Consider the following 22659-nt stretch of genomic DNA (forward strand, 5'->3'; position numbering starts at 1 on the left):
AAATCAATGAAAAGAAATATTATATTGAGTATTATGGCAATTGCCTGGTTTACCTCTTGTAGAAAAATGGATGATTATAAATCATTCCAAGGAGGTAAGGAAATTTATTATCCTGGAATATTGGATTCTGCACGGGTGTTTTCGGGTAATAAAAGAGTGTTATTATGGGGGCTTTTTACATCAGATCCAAAGATTGTTAAGTATAAGGTTTTTTGGAATGGAAAAGAAAGTTCAATAGAAAAGGACATCGTTCGATCTACAGGTATTGACACTGTAGAGTTGTTTTTGAATAATTTGAATGAAGGAGGTATAAGTTTTGAAGTAAGAACGTTTGATGCAAAAGGTAATAGTTCTGTACCTGTTAATGTGAGTGGTATCGTTTATGGAAATAATTATGCAGATGGTTTGATTAATAGAGGCTATAATAGGGGGACGACAGTTTATGATGACAATACTGGAGTGTTGACAATTGATTGGGTTAGTGTTGATCCGACTGCTATTTTTACTCTAGTGGAATACATCGATACTAATGGAGAAAATAGAATATTGAAAGTAACAGATGTTGAAGCTGCAAAAACCTTTATTACAGATTATAGAAAAGGGACTAACATTACCATTAACACTGCATACTTGCCCAATACTACTGCTATTGATACTTTCTATGTCGCAAAAAAAGAAATATTTAAGAGGTAACTATCGTTTCAAATTTACTGCCTCGATTATTTTGTATGATAAGTGAAAATACGAGAATTTAATGATTGTTAATAATTTTTGGTCTCTTAAGCTGCGATATGTAATAAATGCAATTGGGTTTTATTAATCTTATATGGTACAAAGCAAACTAAAGATATTATGTTGTTGCGATAATAGTATAGATAGATTATGATCCTTAAAATTTCTTTTAGAAATTAAGAAGAAAGGTTAATAACAGTCTTGTCATGATAATGGCAAGACTGTTATTATAATAAGTGTTATTTTTTAATATGTGGTTGCTTTTAAAATTATTGTTTAGAGGTAGGATAGTTTACTTAATGATCAATATTGTTTTAGAATCAGCTCTTACATTGATATATCTTGCAGTTATAAGTTTGTTAAGTTATAATCTTCTTAAAAATGCAAATTGTGAAAAATTGTTCAGTATTTATTTTAATGATATTTTTTGCTTCTCATGTGGTTGCCCAAAACTTTATGGCAGGTGGACGACAGCATTTACCACCTAAATCTACTCGGGTAGATGGTATTGATAGCGCTGTGAAAAGTCTGGATGGTGAATGGGAAATTAATCTTACCCCATCTGCTACGTCTATTTCTGATAAGACTGCTTCAGCTAACTGGAATAAAATTATGGTGCCAGGTGAGGCCATGATGCAAGGGTTTAAAATAAAGCATGACACCGCCTTTGTATACCGTAAAAAAATAAACATCACCGAAAATACTAAAGGTAAACGTCATGTTGTGCGTTTCAACGGTGTATTTAATCATGCAAAGGTTTATTTTAATGGGAACCTCGTGCGTGAGCATTTTGGTGGGTTTACCGCTTGGGATGCGGATATAACTAAATTTATCAAACCTGGTCAGGACAACTGGTTGCATGTGGAAGTGACGAATCGTGCGGATGATATTTCTTATGCCTCTGGGTATGCACATCATACTATAGGCGGGATCACACGAAAAGTTGATTACGTTATCTTACCAGAAAGTCCTGTTCAATATCTATACGCTAAATCATTGCTTACTAATAATTATACGGATGGAACATTAAGTATACAGATGGAGTTACCTCAAAGTAAAGACTTAACGGCGCGTTATGAGTTAATGGATCCTTCTGGAAAAAAAGTTTGGGCAAAACCGAGATCTTTAAAAGCTATCGGTAATTTCTGGAAAGACAGTATTGCTGTCCCAAAAGTAAGTTCTTGGACGGCGGAGTCACCTTTTTTATATAAGATGATCTTAAGTGTCATAAAAAATGGTAAGATCCAACAAACGATCGAACAGTTGGTTGGTTTTCGGAGTATCGAAATTAATAAAGACAATGAAATGTTGGTGAACGGCAAAACCGTAAAGCTACGGGGGGCTTGTCGACACGATATGCATCCTACACTTGGGCGTAGTACCAATCGGGCGCAGGATAGTGTTGATGCTGTACTGACCAAAGAATCGAATATGAATTTTATCCGTACTTCACATTATCCTCCAACTGAAGACTTTCTTGAGTTCTGTGATCGATATGGCATCTATGTACAGGAAGAAACTGCGGTTTGTTTTGTGTTGGATTGGCGAGTGGTACCCTACAATAAATTTGAGACACAGAGTGATTCAGCTTATACGGATCGTTACCTTGGTCAGTTAAGTGAGATGATAGATCGGGACAGAAACCATGCTTCTATTGTGATGTGGTCTATCGGGAATGAAAGTAATTGGGGTACTAATTTTCAAAAATCGTATGAGTTTGTAAAATCTGTGGATAAGAGCAGACCCGTTTCTTGGTCTTTCCCTGCTACTGCTTTGGATCAAGGGAAAAGAAATTTTGACATCCTGGTATCGCACTACCCAGCATATAATGGTAAATATAGTGATCTAGGCAAGTACGAGAAAAATATGAAAGGGGAAATGCCGATTATTGGCGATGAGTGGGTACATGTGAACTGTTATAATACCGATTTGAGCACTTATGATCCTAATGTAAGGGATTTTTGGGGAGTGAGTATGGACTCTACCTGGACCTATCGTTTTGATGTGAAAGGCTATCTTGGCGGTGCTATCTGGGGAATGATTGATGAAACTTTTACGATGAAAGATGGTATGACGGGGTACGGTCCTTGGGGAATTGTTGATGTGTGGAGAAGGAAGAAAACCGAATTCTGGAATACTAAAAAAGCATATTCACCGATTAGAGTGCTGGTCGGTGATGTTAAAAAAGCAACAGGTAGTATCATATTACCACTTCATAATCGCTATGATCATACTAATTTGAAAAGTATTAAAGCAACAGCTTTAATTAATGGTAAAGAAGTTGCTATTGTCATGCCAGACGTGGCACCCCATGCTAAAGGTCAAATGATTGTTCCGATCTCGACTTCTACTTCATCCGTAAAGATTCAGTTTAAAGAAAAAACAGGTGCATTGATTGACGAGGAGTTGATCAGTATGGAGGGTGAACATAAAGCCCCTGCAATCGTATCAACAGGTGTCTGGACAGTGGCTGATGAAAGTGGTCAGTTCACATTAAAATCTGGCGATTTTACTTTTAAAATCAATAAGAAAACAGGAGCTATTGATCAGGGATCCGTAAAGGATGTAGCTGTAATTGTAGGTAATCCTCTTCTAGTGGTGAATAGACCTAAAGATGCTGGTGTACTCAAAAATACAGATGCCATATTATCGGGTGATTATCGTATCGCTAACTTTAGTTTTGATCAATTGAATAAAGAGGTCTTTGTAATCTGTAGCAAAGGTGAAGTGGATAAGTATCCGGTTGAGATGGTTACCTCTTTATATCCTAACGGGCAAATTAAAATATCATACAGCGCGGACAGTATTCCTGCCTATACCTGGGATATAGGGGTAGGTGTGCCTGTAGCTTCTGATCTGGATAAAATAAGCTGGGATCGCAAGGGTTATTGGACAACTTATCCTGAGGAACATATGTCAGCTTTAAAGGGCACGGCTAAAAAAGTGTATAACAGCACTGAATCTTTTGGTATCAAACCAAATTTTGAAGTATCTCATTCGATGTCGGACTATTTTCTTACTAAAAAAGATCCTGCGGTATTGTACAAAGCCGAAATGTCAGCATCGGGAATTTATCGAGCTAAGAAAGAAAATATTTATAGTTATACCGTGTTAGTAGATGGGGGTGCCTTAAATGTAATTAGTGATGGTAAGCAAGCTGCAAAAATGAATGTTAATAAAGATGGTGGCCAGCAATTGCTCGTGAGTGATAAATGGGATTATTGGACGATTAGTTGGGGTAATTATCAAGGTACTCGCAATAAAACCAAGAAATATTCAGGAACAGTGTTTTTACAGTTGAAGTAAAAAATTAAAATATAAAGTGTCTTTTTAGTTACCTTATATTTATTGGATTTAAATAATTAGAGGTTGGCTAGAAAAATCATGATAATTACTGACTTGGTTTATGGTCTTTGCCAGTACTATTATAAATCTTCAGCTCCTTTAAATGAGTAGAGAATGGGGTTTTATGATAATGAAGAAAGCACAGCTGCAATTGTAACTGTGCTTTCTTCATATTTAAGGAATTAGTAGGGGAGATATAGATATCTAATTACTCCAAGGTTTTAATACCCTGGATTCTGTTGATCTTTCATGTTTGGAGCATTGTCTATATCTTTTTGAGGGAAAGGCATCAAATAGTCTTTCTCTTTTCTGAATATTCTCTTTTCAATTGATCCTTTGGTTTGTCCACCATTTAATACGATTGATTTATTTAGTATCTCCTCGGCAATTTTCCATCTTCGAATATCTGAATAGTAAAGACCTTCACCAGCAAATTCAATTCTTCTTTCATGTCTGATTCGTTCACGCATCTGTTCTTTAGAGAGACCAGATGGAATAGCAGGCATATTGACCGTAGGCCTAGCTCGTACTTGATTGATCGCTGTGTATACATCATTGGTTGGACCCGAAATTTCATTGAGTGCTTCTGCATACATCAGTAGAACATCTGCGTACCTAATCACAATTCCATTAATTTGTGAAAGACCGGTTCCACCTATTGCATTGCTAAGGTTTGTATTATTATCGTATACAGTGTATTTTTTATAACTATAACCTGTATATACTCCAGGCCAACCATCAGCTGTTACAGGATAAGGAACGGAGTTGTAAAGTACTCCTTTTCTGAAAATCGTCTGATCAAGTCTTGGATCTCTATTATTGTTAGGATCTTTGGGATCAGCAATTGGATTGGTAGTTGTGTATTTACTCCCATCTTTCATTTCGTATTCATCTATCAGATCTTGTGTAGGTTCTATTGAACTCCATCCTGGCGAATTTGTTGGAGCATATATACCTAAATAAATGTCCCAGCTCGTTGGAAATCTTGGTTGCAAAAATTGGATGTCAAAGATTACTTCGCTGTTATTCTCATTTGCTTCTAAAAATAGGCTACGATAATTCGGAAATAAAGTGTAACCCATTTTCATAACTTGAGATGCTGATTGAGCCGATTTTCCCCACTTTTCTTGGTAAAGGTAAATACGAGTCAGAAGACCATATGCGGAACCTTTTGTGACACGACCTTTTTCACTAGCTTCATTTGGAAGCATCTCTGTTGCTGCCGTTAAATCTTTTTCAATCTGTGCATACACTTCTTCTTTTGTGCTTTTTTTTGCATTCATCTGCTCAAGATTAGGGTTGTCCAAAATCATAACAACTCCCCCCCAATAATTAACAAGAATGGAGTAATAATAAGCTCTTAAAAAATATGCTTCTCCTTTCATCGTAGCTTTTCGACCTTCGTCCATTTGAACTTTATCGATATTTGCTAGAAAGTTGTTTGTTGCCGAGATACCTCCGTAAGCACCATTATACATATTTCCCATCCCTCCTAGATCATTGGGTGTCTGTGCACTCAGAGAGATATTTTTCCATCCTTCCCATGGATAATTGCTATATGCGTTAGGAGTTAGTACATCTAGATAGGGCAATACTTCTGTCGTGACATCCCAAAGTGCAGAATAACAACCAATGTTTGCAGCTTTAGCATCTTCTTCTGTTTTCCAAAAGACTTCTGGTGAAATGGAATCCTGCGGGAGTTTGTTTAGGAAATCTTTTTGGCACGAGGTTGTTAGAATAGCTAAAGCAGCTATACTCATTGAGATATATTTTTTAGTGTTCATGATAAGCTTTTTTTAGATTAAAATTTTAGATTTATACCTCCTGTAATCATCCTAACATTTGGATATTGTGCAGGAGACATATTTGCTAAGTCTCGTTCGGGATCAAGCCCTTCAAACTTGGTGAACGTGAAAACATTCTGTGCATCAATATACACTCTAATCCCGCCCATTTTGAGTTTAGAAAGTAGACTGCTAGGCAACGAATAACCTAATTGTATATTCTTAACTCTTAAAAACGAGGCGTCTTGAAGCCAAAAGCTGTTATCTGCATAATTTTGACTGTTGGATGCACTATATTGTACTAATCTTGGTAGTTTTGCATTGGGATTTTCTGGTGTCCATGTATTGCCAGCTTCCCATCTTTTTGATACTCCTGCACCATTTAGGAAAGGAAAATATAATTCACTACCAACATATGATTCAACATCTGCAACACCTTGTAAATTAATACGCAGATCTACTCCTTTATAACTCACGTTAATATTAGCCCCATACGTCCAGGTTGGTATTGGTTTGCCGACAACTTGTCGGTCATGAGCATCGATGATACCATCAGGTTTTCCCTCAGGACCACTGAAATCTTCAAATTTAATATCACCAGGTTTAGTAGGGACAGCATTTTGCTTCGGGCTGGAATCTACTTCTTCCTGCGATTGGAATATACCTAAAGACTTCCACATATAGAATGCATTAATAGCTTCTCCTTGTAATAATGCGTTTCGTCCGATTTGTGGATCAGGTATGTAGTCTATCTTATTTTTTACATGGGTCAGATTAAAGCCAGCATTAATATCCACTTCTCCAATTTTATGAGTATAGTTAGAAGATAATTCCCATCCCTTGTTGCTTACAGTTGCTAAATTTCTGAAAGGGGCATTTCGTATTCCTATGAAATTTGGAAGTTGGATCTGACGTAAAATACCCTCGCGTTTATCCTCAAAGTAGTCAAATGTCACATTCAATTTTCTTTTTAATAAAGTGGCATCAAATCCAATATTTGTTTTTGTACCAACCTCCCATTTAATATTTTCATCAACGATGGACATCTGTGCAATTCCTGTTGCGATATTGTCACTTAAGGGATAAAATCTAGCAAAAGCAAGTGTTGGAATATACGCATACAAATCTCGTTGGTCATTGAACCCCATACGATCATTACCAGATTTACCCCATGAGGCGCGAATCTTTAATTCGTCAATCAATGTCTGATTTTTCATGAAATCTTCTTGTGTAATTCTCCATCCGGCAGATATAGATGGAAAGAATCCCCATCTGTTTTCTGGAGAGAATCGTGAAGAACCATCGTATCGTGCAATACCTTCAAGTAAGTATTTCTCTTTATATGCATAATTAAAGCGCCCTATATAGGAGCGAAGTGCCCAACCATATGTCGTTCCATTTGTTAGTGGTGTAGTAAGCCCGGCATTTATTTCAGTTAATGTATTGTTGACGAATCCCATTATCGATCCCGATAAAGTCCGGTATTCTTCTTCCTCTTGACTGTATATTCCCGCTATCGTAAAATCATGATTTTCTGCAATGATTTTGTTGTAAGTCAAACTACTAAAAAGTGTTTTATATAGAGTCTTATCCCAATTATTGCTCGCATTAGGGCCTGAGGCATTCATTGTTGAAGTGACAGTTAATGTTTTTGGGTTATAGACAAGAGTTTTGGGAACAAAAGTCTGATTATCATTTGTTGAATAATTAACACCTCCTGTAACATTAAATTTTAATCCATCAAGTATTTTATAATTTAAAAATACATTGGTATTAAAGTTTCCATATGCACTGTGGTTCTTTCCTTCATTAACCATAGCGAGTGGATTTCGGAATTGAGCATTGACTGAATTAACCCATGTAGAAGCATATTCACCATTTGAGGTGTAGGTTCCATAGTAAGGAAGTGTACGATAGAGTTCCGTAAATAAATTACCTGAACCATTAAAGGATTCTTTTCTGTTTTGGTAACGAATACCAGATCGTAAACCTACATCTAATTTATCATTGACTTTAGTATCTACGTTGGCTCTGAGATTGTAGAGTTTTGCATTTCCATTTTGCACAATTCCATCCTGATTGGTATAACCCAGTGATAAGTTAAATTGGGTATTTCCTTCCCCGCCAGATATACCTAATTGATTGGTCTGAATGCTAGCATTACGCATGATCAGATCTAACCAATCTGTGTTGGGATAAATATTGGGGTCTTTACCATTTTGGTATTCGTTAATCGTTTCTTTACTAAAAAATGTTGGACTTCCTTGATTTATAAGTGCCTGATTATATAAGTTCATATAATCTACCGAATTTGTAATCATCTCAGGAAGTTTAGTTGCAGTCTGTTTTCCAAAAGATGTAGTGAAATCGATTTTAACTCTGCCTTTAGCACCTTTCTTCGTTTGTACAAGTATAACTCCATTAGCAGCTCGAGAACCATAAATAGCAGCAGAAGCATCCTTAAGAACTGAAATAGACTCAATATCATTTGCATTTACTGCTCCCAGTGATCCCACTATTCCATCAATAATAACTAATGCATCACTTGTTCCTATAGTACCGATTCCTCTCACTCGTATGTTAGCTCCATCACGACCGGGCTGTCCAGACTGTTGGTTTACCCATACACCTGGTACCTGTCCAGAAAGTGCTTGGGTTGCATTTGTAATGGGTCTGTTGGATATTGCATCAGATTTCATTACACTGACGGCACCAGTTAATGTAGCTTTCTTTTGTGTACCGAATCCAACTACTACAGTTTCCTCCAGCATATTAACCTCCGTGTCGAGTGTAATAGTAAGGTTAGCAGGGTTTGTACCGATAGGAACTTCTTTTGAAATATAACCGACATATGTGATAACCAATGTTTGATTGGTTGTAGCATTCAGGTTGAAATTACCTTCTGAATCGGTTTTAGTTCCAATTGACGTTCCTTTTACTTTTATGGTTACTCCAACTAAAGGTTTGCCTGATTCATCAGTAACTTTTCCTTTTATTTGTTGGTTTTGAGAGGTTTGCTGTGCATTTATTAGCGCATAATGTAATGAGCTTGCTTTTGCTATCGGGACAGTCCCAAACAAAAGCACAAATGCAGTCATGCTTCCCGTAATGTTAACGTTTAGCTTTCTTTTCATAGGTTTAATTTTAGTTTATTGTTTTGAGGATATTGTTTACAATCGTTTGTTTAAATAGGCAATGATATTATATGAAAATTACCTACGTAATATCATCCACATTTCTGTTTAGTATCAAAATTTATTGATCGTGATAGTCGTGATTTATATTGAACTGTAAAACTAGTATGAGAAAAAAAGAATAACCAAAACTTTTCTGACATGTATTAAAACTATTTTAACTTAATGATGGGATATGTTAAAACTTGTCAATCGCATAAGGGTAATATAGTGTCATTATAGGGTAAATAACTTTATGTAAAGTAGGCTGTTTACTAGGTCATATATTTTTATGAAGTTTCCTTTGATAATAATTGGAGTTTTTGTCTAGTTAATCTTTTCGATTTAAGATATTAAGTGATAATATTGGATCAAAGCTTGGTAAAATAGGCTTTGCAATATAAAATTGGTCATAAGTATCTTTACATAACTATTATTTACTTCACTTAAGATTATGAAAAAACCGAGAAAATTTGGACTGTATACGACTGCTTTATTTTGCTTGTGGATGATTGCCCCATCTTATGGTCAAATTACTGAAAGGCCACGTCCTAAAGAATGGGATCTTCTTATTGAAGGTGCTCGCTTTAAAGATCGTTTTCTACCTATGCCTAAAGGAAAAGTTATAACTGGAAGTGATTGGGGAGCGGAGGGAGTGCGGAAACGATATATTGATAATGGAAGCGAAGATAGCGAGCGATCGTACTGGGGCGGTAACATCTTAAAAGGCGACGATGGTAAGTTTCATCTTTATGTATGTGGATGGCCTGAAAGTTCAGAGAAAGGACATATGGAATGGCCGAATTCAATTGTATACCATACGGTTAGTGATAATTCAATTGGACCATACAAAATTGTTGATACTATAGGTAAAGGACATAATCCTGAAATTTTCAGAGCGAAAAATGGTAAGTATGTGATTTATGTGATCAATGGTTACTACATATCTGATAGCTATAACGGCCCTTGGAAGTATGAGAAATTTGTATTTGATCAACGGGATCGTCCTATCATCGAAGGTTTGTCAAACCTTACCTTTGCAAAGCGTGAGGATGGATCTAATTTGATGGTGTGCCGAGGTGGTGGTATCTGGTTTAGTGAAACAGGTTTAAGTCCTTATAATCAGATAACAGATAAACGCGTATATCCAGCTGTTGATGGAGAGTTCGAAGATCCAGTTGTTTGGCGCGATCATATTCAGTATCATCTTATTGTAAATGATTGGTTGGGACGAATTGCTTTTTATCAGCGTTCTAAAGATGGTGTAAATTGGATAACTGATCCAGGGGAAGCTTATACCACTGGTATATCTTTTCATCAGGATGGTGTAAAGGAAGATTGGTTTAAGTATGAGCGCATTAAAGTATTGCAAGATAAGTACGGTCGAGCTTATCAGGCAAATTTCGCCGTTATTGATGTTTTAAAGCTGGAAGATAAACCGAATGACCGACATAGTTCAAAAAATATTTCGATTCCATTGAACCCAGGAATGCTGATGGAAATGCTGAATACAGAACTACCATCTTTAAATACAAAATTTGTCCGTGTCAAAGTGTTAAAAGAGCCTAATTTTGATCCTGCTAAGGAATTGGATTTACAAACATTGCGATTTGGAAAATCAGAGCTTGTTAATTATGGAAAAGGGAGCCGTGCAACTAAAATAGAAAATACAAAAGATGGGGTTATCATTACATTTGAGAATAGTGGGCATGGGTTAACTCAAGATGAATTTGCTCCCAAATTAATTGGTAAATCTAAGTCGGGAAAGATTCTTTTTGGTTATACCAGAGTGCCATGGGTGGCGTATAACGAAGCGATTTTATCAGCTAGAAAGCCGATAGTGAATAAAACAAAAGATCAGCAAGTTTTCGAAGTACAGGTGGATAATTTTGGGCTAGTGAAATCTAAGGAAAGTAAGTTAGAATTATATATTCTTGATGGTGAAAAGAAAACTTTGATCGCTAGTGGACTGATAGCTCCACTTGATCCTTATGCCATGAGCAAAATTAAATTAGCAGGAATTATTCCATTAACAAAGGGGGCGAATAATCTAATGAAACTTGTTATTCAGGAAAAAGGTATTCAAAAGTCAACATTTAATTTTGAATTGAAACTTGATTAATCTTATTTTTTGATGTAGGAAATCTAGCAAATGTTTACTTGCTGGATTTTTTAATTTTTAGTGTATGTGGATAGATTTTCAATAATTTATACTGAAAGAGATGTTGTATGGGATATTATGAGGTATTATAGTTTAAGAAAGGGTTAGTTTAGTTGCAGAAAAGACGATTTTTATTATTCATTTTTGAAACGTACATGATCTGTAATCCGGGAGGGATTTTTTTATCATGAGTAAATATCTAAAATCTAAATAAATGAAATCATTATTAGTCCTTTTCTTTGGATTTCTTTCTCCGCTTATAATATGGCCGCAAGATATTGTTGTTCCAAGATTAACGACTTTTCCTGATCATATCCAATCTACAAAAATAGATTTGAATGGAAAATGGTTATTTGATGTTGATCCGAACGAAAGTTTCTGGAAGTCTCCGCAAGCTGTAGATTGTAAGAATATACAGGTTCCGGGCGAATGGGTGATGCAAGGTTTTGAAGTAGAGAAAGGAGCTAAGGCGGGCTATTTTCGTCAATTTGAAATCCCTGTGAGTTGGAAAGGACAGCGTGTCAAGCTTAGAAATAATGGGATTTTTAGTGAAAGTACGGTTTATGTTAATGGTAAGAAAGTAGGAAGTCATATAGGTGGATTTACTCCTTTTGAGATCGATGTGACAGATTTTGTTCACTATGGTGCCACTAACCAGATTACAATAGCTGTACGTAGCGAAAGTTTGGCTGATTCCTTAGCGAGCGCATCACGCTATGCTGTACATGCCCTTGGTGGTATAACTCGAGATATATTTTTGTTTGCGATCCCAGAGACAAATATTTCTTCTTTTCATGTGGTTACTGATTTTGATGCGAGCTATACAGATGCGGTTTTGTCTGCGGATGTGCAGTTGTCAAATGAATCTATTAAAGCCAAAGGTACTCTTAAACTAGCACTTAGTTTGTTGGACACAGAGGGAAGATCCGTTGATTTAGGAAAGTCGGAATATCTAGTTGATGAGTTGAAAAATGGTGTAAATTTAAATCGTAGTCTAAAGTTTCAGATTCGTAAACCTCATCATTGGACATCTGAGTCTCCCTATTTGTACACGTTAATTTGTGAATTAAGTGATGGATCGGGTGTTTTACATCGCACAAAGCGAAGAGTTGGTTTTAGAGAGCTTGAAGTAAGAGGAAACCAGTTTTTGGTTAATGGAAAACCGATCAAGTTAAGAGGCGTTAATAGACATGAAGTGATGCCACTGCGAGGAAGATCTTTGGAAGGTGATATTTGGGCTAAAGATGTTAAGTTATTTAGAGAAGCCAATGTAAATTATATTCGTACATCGCATTATCCTCCTGATGAGAGATTGCTTGAGGCTTGTGACGAGCTTGGCATGTTTGTAGAGGTTGAGGCTCCATTTTGTTGGGCACATGAGACTGCTATTAAAAAAGAGGATATGTACCCTCTTCTGGTGAATCAACATATTGAGATGGTTAACCGGGACAGGAGTCATCCTTCTATTATTATGTGGTCTTTAGGAAATGAGTCTAATCTTTATAAAGAGTATTTTAAGGAAGCTGGTGAAGTTATTAAAAAGATGGATCCATCCCGTCCCCGCATATTCAGTCAATGGGGCCCGGATGCTGATAATGGCGAGCTTGAGGTGACGAACCATCATTATCCTGGTCCAACTGGTCCAGATATGTATCGCAATAGTAAACGTCCGGTAACTTTTGACGAATATATCCATGTAAATTCTTACAATCGTTTTGAACTATCGGCAGATCCGGGTGTAAGAAATATGTGGGGACCGTTATTGGATAAAATGTGGACAGCTATGTACAACAGTCAAGGTGTGCTTGGTGGTGCAATCTGGGCTGGAATAGATGATACTTTTTTCTTACCTAACAACAAGGTTGTCGGATATGGAACATGGGGTCCGTTGGATGGCTGGCGTAGGGCGAAACCCGAGTATTGGAATATGAAAAAGTCATACAGTCCAGTAAAATTAGAACAGCGTGGAAATTTATCAAAGGACGGTGTAGTATCTTTTGATGTCGAGAATCGTCATAATTTTACGGATCTGTCTGCTTGTCGATTTGAATGGCGCTCTGGTCAGGATAGTGGGGTTGTGCAAGTGAATTTACCTGCCAGAAGTAAAGGTCATTTTGATATCGATCTGAAGAATGAAAAACACTTGGATCAGGAAATTTATTTGAGAATAATTTCTCCTTTAGGTTTTGTAATAGATGAATATCTATATTCCTTGAAACCGAAAGTAATGGTCGCGGAGGTTGAAAAGAAAGGTTCTGTCAGTTTTGAAGAAAAAAATGAAGCTATCCTTGTTAAGGACAAGAACAAGGTGTTTGAAATCAATAAGTCTGATGGGCTTTTAAAAGTTTATGATGTCCATGGTAACAATCTGATCAATAAAGGGGCTACATTGATGTTATTGCCGCTCAATTCGGAAGGCAGGGGTATTCAAATGGTTGGTAAAGATCAAAATTTTGAACCTTTTAACCCTGTTTGTGAGAACTGGGTATGTCAGTCGGTGGTCTATAACATACAGAAAGATAGTTTAACTATACGTGTTAAGGGAGCATACAAAGAAGCTGAAGGAGCATATATTTATGTGTTTAAAGCAAATGGCGTATTAACGGTTAGCTATGATTTTGAATTGAGAACTGCAGTATCACCAAGGCAGGTTGGATTGGTATTTGAAATACCTAAAGAATTTAATAATTTAGAATGGAAACGTCATGGATATTGGAATATGTATCCGCAGGATCATCTCGGGTCATTGACTGGTCATGCTGTCGCTTTTAATCCTGATCTACCCGTTTCTGCTTCGGCAGGACCATCTGCTTTACCCCACTTAGGTTGGTCTTTTGATCAGACAGATGCAGGTTCGAACCTCTTTAGGGCAACGAAAGAAAATATTTACTCTGCTGATTTGTCGAATTTAAATGGGAATAAGGTTAAGGTCTTAGGTAATGGTAAACAACATTTTAGAGCTTGGATAAGCACGGATAAAAATAGTATTAATATGTTGGTCGCAGATTACAATAATGCTGGACGTGAAGGTTTTCTATCCTCTCATGCAGAGGTTGACTATCGTCCCTTAAAGAGGGGGGACCGTGTAACTGGAAAAGTAATGTTACGGTTTGAAAAATAAAAGAAATAAAATTATAAATGAGAATATAAAGTCCAGACAGATTAACTTCGACTGGACTTTATATTTATTAATGGTTTTTCGAGTATCAATTTATCGATATTTACTAGCAATGAAGCATTATTTTTTATTTCAGCAACTCATTTTTGTACTCGCTTGGAGTAATTCCTTTTGTAGTTTTAAAAATCTTGTTAAAATTGGATAAACTGTTAAAACCACAATCATAAGCGATATTTCCAATCTGGTTTTTATCTTCATTAATGAGTTTACATGCTTGACTAATACGGACTTCATTGACAAACTGAATAAATGTTTTTTGCGTGCGGGTTTTAAAATATCTACAAAAAGCATGTTTGGTCATATTCGCTATTTTGGAAACTTCCTCTAAATTTATTTCTTTAGAAAAATTGTCGAATACATGTCGGAAAATTTTATCGATCTTTTCATTGTCTTTAGCAATGTAAGTATTTGTATATCCTGGGCTTGAAAGAAAACTATATTCCTGAGAATTTAACATTTTTTGGAAAAGCTCAAGTAAGAGAATCGTTTTTGGGATACCCTCACTGCTTATCATTTTTTGTAAAATACTTTTCAGGTCATTTTTTAATTTACCATGAAATATTAGCCCTCTCTGAGATAGGGCAAAGAACTGCTCGAGTTTGGATGTGTTAAAAAAAAGGGAAAGTGTACTAATTAACTTATCCGGCTCAAAGTATAATGCCATCGAAGATGCCGCATGGTTAATATTTAAATCTTGACTGTCATTGTGCCAGACATGTGGTAAATCTGATCCGATGAAAGTCAGTTCATCACTGGTAAAAGTATCTAAACTATCTCCAATCATGCGACGACCTTCGCTTTTGACAATGTATGTGAATTGACATTCTTTATGAAAATGAAATTCTGTTGAAAAAAAAGGTCGGTTTATTTCACGTGTTACAAATATATTGTTTTCAAATCCTTCTAAAACTTTTGCAAATACGGGCTTCATGTATATTGATGGTTTTTTAGGTTCTATAAATGTACATAGCTAATATAAGATTAGTTTTAAGTAGTCACAAGTATTTCCTGTCTCGTATATTGTAATTCACAGGGTTGTTACATTCTAGTTGCTTCGAAGATATAGTTAGATATTTATTTAATGAAAAATTAGGCTGCGAATTTTTCAATTTATCTTAGTCAATTACGAGTTTATCCAATATTTTATGATTAAAAGTTCTCATAAGTCAGTGTTATTTTTTAATTATTCCTTTTTTTTTGTTAATTAATGCTAAACTTTTAATTTTTTTTCATTTCTCTTTTGTTTTCTTCTTTCATGTTGCTCTAAACGTTTTAATTTGTGTATTTTGTCATTTTTATATAAATTATCTTTGATATTTGAATTATAATATCTATTATTGATGTTAAGCTATATTAAATAATTGTTGGTAATAATATTGCAAATTATTCTTTTTGAGACAAGTTTCAAATTGATCATTTATATCTTACCCTGTTATTTATACCGAGCGTGATTTACTATATAAAACCTGATAAAAACCATTTTTTGCTAATTATTTAAAGATTGTAGAATATAAATGTTCTTCACAAGTCTACTTAATATGAATAAAAAAATTTTTAATTTAATATTGAGTTTAAGTAATGCTAAACTTGAGGCCTTATATTTGGGGAATTAATGTTGTTTTTAATTCATTGTTTTACTATTTGTAAACAGATAAATCATAATATAATAGCTGAAAATTGACATTTTTAATAACACTATTTAAATCATCTAAAATAAAAATGCCTATGGATAACTAGTTACAACATCCTTAAAAAGAAAGGAGATGCGCTAACATCTCCTTCAAGTGTAAGGAAACCAAAAAGTCTAAAAAAATTTTAATTAACCTTAATTGTTCAAATATGAATAAGTTTTCCCTCGTTTCAAAATGGAAAGGTAAATTTTATTGCCCATTGTATCGAGTTTCAACTACCCAAAAAGCATTATCCCTAGGTTTAGTGCTATCCCTAATGCATGTGAAGCAGAATGAAATATTTGCTTCACCACTTCACAATATTGTACAGTCAGAAATCCTTGTCAGGGGTAAAGTAATCAATCAAGGACGAGGTTTACAAGATGTATCTGTCTTTGTTAAAGGAAAGAAATCAATAGGTACTAAAACGAATAGTGCTGGAGAGTTTGTTATGGAAGTTCCAAAAGGATCAACGCTGGTATTTACTTCGGTAGGTTATAAACAACAAGAAATCTTAGCTACTTCTTTATTAAGTATTGAATTACAGGAGGATGCTTCAGTTCTTGATGAAGCTGTTGTGGTAGGTTTTGGAACACAAAAAAAGATTAATTTAACTGGTGCTGTAGATCAGATTTCTGCCAAGCAATTGGAAAATCGCCCTGTCACCAATATCGGAGCTGCATTGCAAGGATTAATCCCTAATTTAAATATTACAAATCCTAGTGGAAACCCTACTGCAGCTGCAACCTTTAATATTAGGGGCACTACATCTATAAATGGAGGTGGTCCATTGATTTTAGTAGATAATGTTCCACATTCGGAAGATGAATTGGCAAGATTAAATCCTAATGATTTCGAAACTTATACGGTCTTAAAAGATGCAGCCGCAGCTGCTATTTATGGTGCAAGAGCCGCATTCGGTGTTGTGTTAATCACTACTAAAACAGCTAAAAGTGATGATGTTCAAGTAAATTTAGGTATCAACACTTCGGTCCGTACTGTAGGTAAAATGCCAGATATTGTAACAGACCCTCTTACTGTTATGGAATATAAGCGTATGGCCGCGGCTCCACTTTATGATTTGTTTCCTGATGCAATTCGAGACTATGCAAAGAAAATGCAGGAAGATCCGTCATTGCCCAATGTTATTCTGGATCCTACCAATAAATTGAATTATATGTATTATGGTTCGACGGATTGGATGGATGAAGCATATAAAAAAACTGCCCCTACTACGACTGTTAATATGAGTGTTGGCAAAAGAGCAGAAAAGCTACAATACTTATTTTCAGGCGAATATTATAAACAGGATGGGATGTTAAAATATGGTGAAGATGTTCTAAAAAGATATAACGTGCGCGGTAAAGCTGATTTTCAAGTAAATGATTGGCTTTCTTTTGGTAATAATACTTTATTGACTATTCGAGATTTTAATTCTCCAGTTTTTATGGATGGTGACTTCTTTTGGAATGTCAATCGTACAAGCTCCTTGGATGTGCCTAAAAATCCTGATGGAAGTTGGACGTCGGCAGGAGCAGGTTTGCTGGGGCGTATGCAAGAAGGAGGACGAACGACACGTAATATAAATGAGTTTCAAACAACATTTAATGCTAAAGCTGCAGTAATAAAAAATATTTGGGATATCAATGCTGATGTTACATTGCGGCGTACAAGTGGAAATACTGATTCATACGATGTGCCAATTCCTTATAAAATTGGACCTGAGACAGAGATTAAGTATGCCGGTTCGACTACCTCATATGCAAGTAAAAGCAATGATAATAACAGATATGATGTTATCAATATTTATTCAAATTTTAATAAAACATTTGGAGATCATAATTTAAGTGCTCTACTTGGTTACAATCAAGAATATAGAAAAAATGAATGGGCATCGTTGCGTAGGAATGATCTATTATCAAGAGATTTACCAACTGTCGAACTGGCTACTGGCACCATGACGACGCGTCATACTATAGATGACTGGGCTGTTCAGGGGATTTTTTACAGGCTGGGTTATAATTACAAGGGAAGATACCTTGCTGAGTTTAATGGTCGTTATGATGGATCGTCAAGATTTCCAAAAGGTGATCGTTGGGGCTTTTTTCCTTCTGCATCAGCAGGATGGGTAATTTCGGAAGAGCAGTTTTTTGAACCGATTAAACCTGTACTTAATATGTTTAAGCTTAGGGGATCATATGGTCAATTGGGGAATCAAAGCGTTGCAAATTATTCGTTTGTACCCACAATGTCGGCGTCGAAAATCGGACAGATATTAGGAAACGAGAGACCAATGTCAATTGGAGCTCCAGGTGAAGTTTCAAATAGTTTAACTTGGGAAAAGGTTTCTACGACGAATTTCGGTGTAGATCTAGCTGCGATCAATAATCGATTGAATTTAAATTTTGATACATATGTGAGAAAAACTGAAGGTATGCTTTCTGCAGGAAGGACCCTACCTGGCGTTTTTGGAACAGCATCACCAAAGATAAATGCTGCAGATCTTAAAACCAAAGGTTGGGAGTTACGTTTGGGTTGGAATGATCAATTTGAGTTATCTAATTCGCCATTTAAATATAATATCACTTTTGTTATCGCAAATAGTAAAGCTGAGATAACAAAGTTTAGTAATCCTGCCGGGAATTTGGGTGACTACTATACAGGAATGAAGCTTGGTGAAATTTGGGGTTTGGAATATGATGGTGTTTTTGAAAACCAAGCACAGTTGGACGCTTTAAATCAAGTTGATATCGGAAATGGTAATCAAGGTAATAACTCTTATATCGGAGATATTAAGTTTAAAGATTTAAATGGTGATAAGCGTATTAATTTTGGTAAAAATACCTTAGAAGATCATGGTGACCGTGTCATTGTCGGAAACTCGAGTACTCAGTATCCGTATAGTTTAGATTTAGGGGGTGATTGGAAAGGATTTAATTTGCGCGTTTTCCTTCAGGGAGTGGGTAAAAAGGATTGGTATCCGGGTGGTGCTCATGTTTACTTTTGGGGAATTTATGCCCAGCCATGGACTAATGTAACTGTACAAAATCTGGATCACTGGACTCCGGAAAATCCAGATGGTTATTTCCCTGCGGTTCGAGCTTATGCTGCAGAAGTTTCTAATCGTTCATTAGCTGTTCCAAATAAAAAGTATATGCAAGATGCGAGTTATTTGCGAGTTAAGAACATAACTTTTGGTTACTCATTACCTAAGCAATGGGTTGAGAAAGCTGGTCTTGGACGAGTGTATTTTTATTTTAGTGGAGAGAATCTATTTGAAAAATCTAATCTTAAAGTTTCGTTAGATCCAGAAGGATTAGGAGGACAGATTTATCCATTTCAACGTACCTACTCTTTTGGTATGAATTTAAATTTTTAATGATTATGAAAAACACAATAATTATTTCTTTGGCATGTGTAGTCGTATTGGCACTCACTTCTTGTCAAAAAGATTTTTTGGATCGATTTCCTCAAACGAGTGTGACTGAGAATAGCACATTTAAGACTCCTGCGGATTTAGAAACATATACGAATGGATTTTACGGCATGATTGGTCCTAATTATAGCGATGGATTTACGGATAATATTGCGGGTATGAGTGGATCGTCAACAACAGATGCAATGGTTAGAGGCAATCTAACAATTGCTAATGCTGGTGGATGGGGAGGATGGGATAACGTGCGTAGAATCAATTTTATGCTACAAAGAGTTGCAAACACGACGGGAGATCAAGCTTCGATTAATCATTATGTAGGTATTGCTCGTTTTTTTAGAGCAAACCTATATTATAATATGGTGATGACTTATGGTGATGTGCCTTGGTACAACCAGGTGATCAAAGATACGGATGAGGACTTGCTGATGAAAAAGCAAGATAGCCGGACTTTAGTTGTCGATTCTATTATGGCCGATTTAGAATATGCTGTCGCGCATATTAAACCTGGAGGAACAAATACTAGAGTGACGAAATGGGTCGCATTGACCTTGCTATCTCGTATTGCTCTTTATGAAGGGACATATCGTAAGTATCACACATATCTTAATTTAGAAGAGACTGCTCATAAATTTTTGGAAAGATCGGCAAGTGCTTCTAAGCAAGTAATGGATCAAGGAGGATTTAGTATCACTAATACAGGTAAGCTTGAAGAAGATTACAGGAACTTATTTGTTAGCAAAGATTTGTCAGCTAATAAAGAAATTATTTATTTATGGAAGAATGGCGAAGCGGATGGGGTAGCTAATAATACGCATACTGTATTTGATTACCAATGGGCATTGAGTAAAGACTTGATGGAGGAATTTTTGATGAAGGATGGTTCCCGTTTTACTTCATTACCTGATTATGATAAAAAACAGGTGACTGAAATATTTAAAAATCGCGATCCTCGTTTAGCAGAGAATATTATGGAGCCTGGTTTTAAAACGAATCCTGATGTTAATATTCCTTATGTATTGAAACCAAGTTATGGTGGATATCTTCAGATTAAATTTTATCCTAGAGACCCGAATCAGCGTAAGGGATGGAACTTAAACTACACGGATCTTCCAATGATGCGTTATGCTGAGGTACTTTTAAACTATGCAGAAGCGCAAGCAGAACTTGGGAAAATAACTCAAGGTGACCTGGATTTAACTATTGGAGTATTAAGAAGACGGGTAGGAATGCCTACTTTAAAACTTGCAGAAGCACAGAGTAATATTGATCCTATTATGGCTTCAAAATATAGTAATGTAAAACATGCTAATAAAGGAATTGTTTTAGAAATTCGTAGAGAACGAAGAATAGAATTAGCCTCTGAAGGTTTTAGGTTTAATGATCTAAACAGATGGTATGTTGGGGAGTTATTTGCAGTCAACCCTAAAGGTATTTATGTGCCTGGCTTTGGAGCACTTGATGTAACAGGAGATGGCGAACCCGATCTTGTTATCTTAGAGAAAGAATCTGATAAAGCTTCATTACCTGAAAAATACAAAGCGTTACCTGGATATTATGTAAGTGAAAATAATATTTATTTGAGTAACGGTAGTTCAGGTCATATTGTCTTTTTTAAAGATAAGAATCAACCGCGTCAGTGGGTTGATGGTCCTAAATATTATTACCGTCCGATTCCAATTGGACAGACTGTCTTGAATCCAAATTTGATACAGCCGTTAGGTTGGAGATAATAGCTGTTAATTTTTTTTGAATATGGTTAGCCCTTGATTTTCGAGGGCTAACTTTTATTATAGTAGATGACGCAAATAATTCTTTTGAGATTTTTTGCTACCAATAGCTCGCTTTAAAACTCATGCCTGTGGTGTATATTTAGATGTTAAAGGAGGTAAGAAATTGGATCGCAATGGAATATTTTTAGCATCGATGGCTTCCGTTGCAGTTATCTTTTTAAGAAGAGAATATCTAAGTTAATTATATTTACGTGGATGATTTTTTTGGTAATGTTAATTGTTTCCAGATATGGTAATGATATTGATTTCATAATAAAGGCCTCTAAAGAGGCCTTTATTATGAAATCAATATTTCAATTTTCTCGAATCAATTTCGGAAGTTATTGGATATACATCTTTGTAAACATCAATTCCTGCATCGCTTAATGGTACTCCAGCCATTTTGGTTTTCGTACCTTGAATACGAATATTCTTTTTATGATCTAGGTCAATTACTGCCCAAATTGGATCTTCATATACGAGTGTATAGCGAAGGATGCCGTGTTTTTTGTAAAAATCATCTGAGAACGCCGTACTTTTAAAGTCTTCTCCTGCCCAATAGTATGATGAACTGTTAATCTGAACATAATGGATCCCATTGATTTCATTGTGATAATTCATATGATGGTGACCTGTTAACACAAGTACTACTTTGTTGAAGCCTGCCTCTTGGTTTATCTGTTCGAATAGATAACGTACCTCCATGCCATTATCTAATCCTCCTAATGTATTTTCAAGTCCTTGATGACAGAAAATAACTGTGCGTAAGGATGTGTTTTGAAGGTCTTTTTTTAGCCAGTTAAGTTGCTTTTTTGTAATAGAGCGTGGATAGCCATCTATTTTCTTCGTTTCACTTTTTTCATTGCCATCTAATACGACAAAATGAAAACCGTTCTTATCAAATGAATAATAAGGATTTGTCGCACCCCAAAAAGCTAAAGCTTGCTCTTTGGAAAATCCACCATCGGTATCGTGATTTCCCAATACGTAATGTTTTTCTCCCTCGAATTTACTCCAAATATCTAGTAAGGGTTTATTCTGAGGTTTAGGTACACAAAAATCACCTAATTGAATTATGAAATCGGGCTTCTCTTTGATCATAGCATCAATAAATAATTGTGCTCTTCGGTCGCTATCATGCATAAGGTCATAATGGAGATCTGATATGACTCCAAATTTAACTCCTTGATTCTTAAGGGTACTTGCTTCAGTACTTTCAACTAGTGGAGCTCCCATGGTTTTATTTACTACTAGTCCTGATAGACTAAGTCCTCCAATTTTTAAGAATGATTTTCTGTTTATCATAATTGACAATATATAATTCGGTTGATAAATTGCTTATTAATATTAGCTGTAAATGCAATAGATACCCATATTATGAATTTATTATATGGGTATCTATTTTTAATTG

The 22659-nt window shown here is 35.7% G+C and carries 10 protein-coding genes; 6 read left to right on the forward strand and 4 right to left on the reverse strand.

Features of this window, described 5'->3' with window-relative positions; genetic code table 11:
• Nucleotides 1-6 precede the first annotated feature (6 nt).
• The gene (locus HCX49_RS13850; protein ID WP_168127416.1) at nucleotides 7-693 is read left to right on the forward strand and encodes a DUF4998 domain-containing protein; all 687 of its coding nucleotides are present in this window, start codon (nucleotides 7-9) and stop codon (nucleotides 691-693) included.
• 429 nt (nucleotides 694-1122) lie between these two features.
• Complete coding sequence (locus tag HCX49_RS13855) at nucleotides 1123-4038, forward strand: glycoside hydrolase family 2 TIM barrel-domain containing protein (RefSeq protein WP_168127417.1); 2916 nt, start codon at nucleotides 1123-1125, stop codon at nucleotides 4036-4038.
• 260 nt (nucleotides 4039-4298) lie between these two features.
• On the opposite strand, the gene HCX49_RS13860 is transcribed toward HCX49_RS13855, so the two are convergent.
• Nucleotides 4299-5861 carry a RagB/SusD family nutrient uptake outer membrane protein gene (locus tag HCX49_RS13860; RefSeq protein WP_132770190.1) on the reverse strand — a complete coding sequence of 521 codons (1563 nt, stop codon included), beginning with the start codon at nucleotides 5859-5861 and terminating at the stop codon, nucleotides 4299-4301.
• A 17-nt stretch (nucleotides 5862-5878) separates the two neighbouring features.
• Complete coding sequence (locus HCX49_RS13865; RefSeq protein WP_132842107.1) at nucleotides 5879-8995, reverse strand: SusC/RagA family TonB-linked outer membrane protein; 3117 nt, start codon at nucleotides 8993-8995, stop codon at nucleotides 5879-5881.
• 493 nt (nucleotides 8996-9488) lie between these two features.
• Here HCX49_RS13865 and HCX49_RS13870 point away from each other — a divergent pair, with 493 nt between their 5' ends.
• Entirely contained in the window at nucleotides 9489-11156 is a 1668-nt protein-coding gene (locus tag HCX49_RS13870) for a glycoside hydrolase family protein (protein WP_168127418.1), read from the forward strand.
• Between the two features lie 253 nt (nucleotides 11157-11409).
• A complete protein-coding gene (locus HCX49_RS13875; RefSeq protein WP_168127419.1) occupies nucleotides 11410-14316 on the forward strand; it encodes a glycoside hydrolase family 2 protein in 2907 nt (968 codons plus the stop codon).
• A gap of 124 nt (nucleotides 14317-14440) precedes the next feature.
• Here HCX49_RS13875 and HCX49_RS13880 read toward each other — a convergent pair whose 3' ends face one another.
• Nucleotides 14441-15304: an AraC family transcriptional regulator gene (locus tag HCX49_RS13880; RefSeq protein WP_132842111.1), complete on the reverse strand. Its 864-nt coding sequence runs from the start codon at nucleotides 15302-15304 to the stop codon at nucleotides 14441-14443.
• A 908-nt stretch (nucleotides 15305-16212) separates the two neighbouring features.
• Between HCX49_RS13880 and HCX49_RS13885 the strand changes: the two genes are divergently transcribed.
• Nucleotides 16213-19422: a SusC/RagA family TonB-linked outer membrane protein gene (locus HCX49_RS13885; protein WP_206368476.1), complete on the forward strand. Its 3210-nt coding sequence runs from the start codon at nucleotides 16213-16215 to the stop codon at nucleotides 19420-19422.
• 5 nt (nucleotides 19423-19427) lie between these two features.
• Nucleotides 19428-21209, forward strand: a complete 1782-nt coding sequence (locus HCX49_RS13890; protein ID WP_132842113.1) for a RagB/SusD family nutrient uptake outer membrane protein — start codon at nucleotides 19428-19430, stop codon at nucleotides 21207-21209.
• Nucleotides 21210-21554: 345 nt separating this feature from the next.
• Here the strand turns inward: HCX49_RS13890 and HCX49_RS13895 are convergent, their stop codons facing one another.
• Nucleotides 21555-22553, reverse strand: a complete 999-nt coding sequence (locus tag HCX49_RS13895; RefSeq protein WP_168127421.1) for a metallophosphoesterase family protein — start codon at nucleotides 22551-22553, stop codon at nucleotides 21555-21557.
• Nucleotides 22554-22659 lie beyond the last annotated feature (106 nt).

The sequence above is a fragment of the Sphingobacterium sp. B16(2022) genome, from assembly GCF_012030425.1.
In the GTDB taxonomy this organism is placed as follows: Bacteria; Bacteroidota; Bacteroidia; order Sphingobacteriales; family Sphingobacteriaceae; genus Sphingobacterium; species Sphingobacterium anhuiense.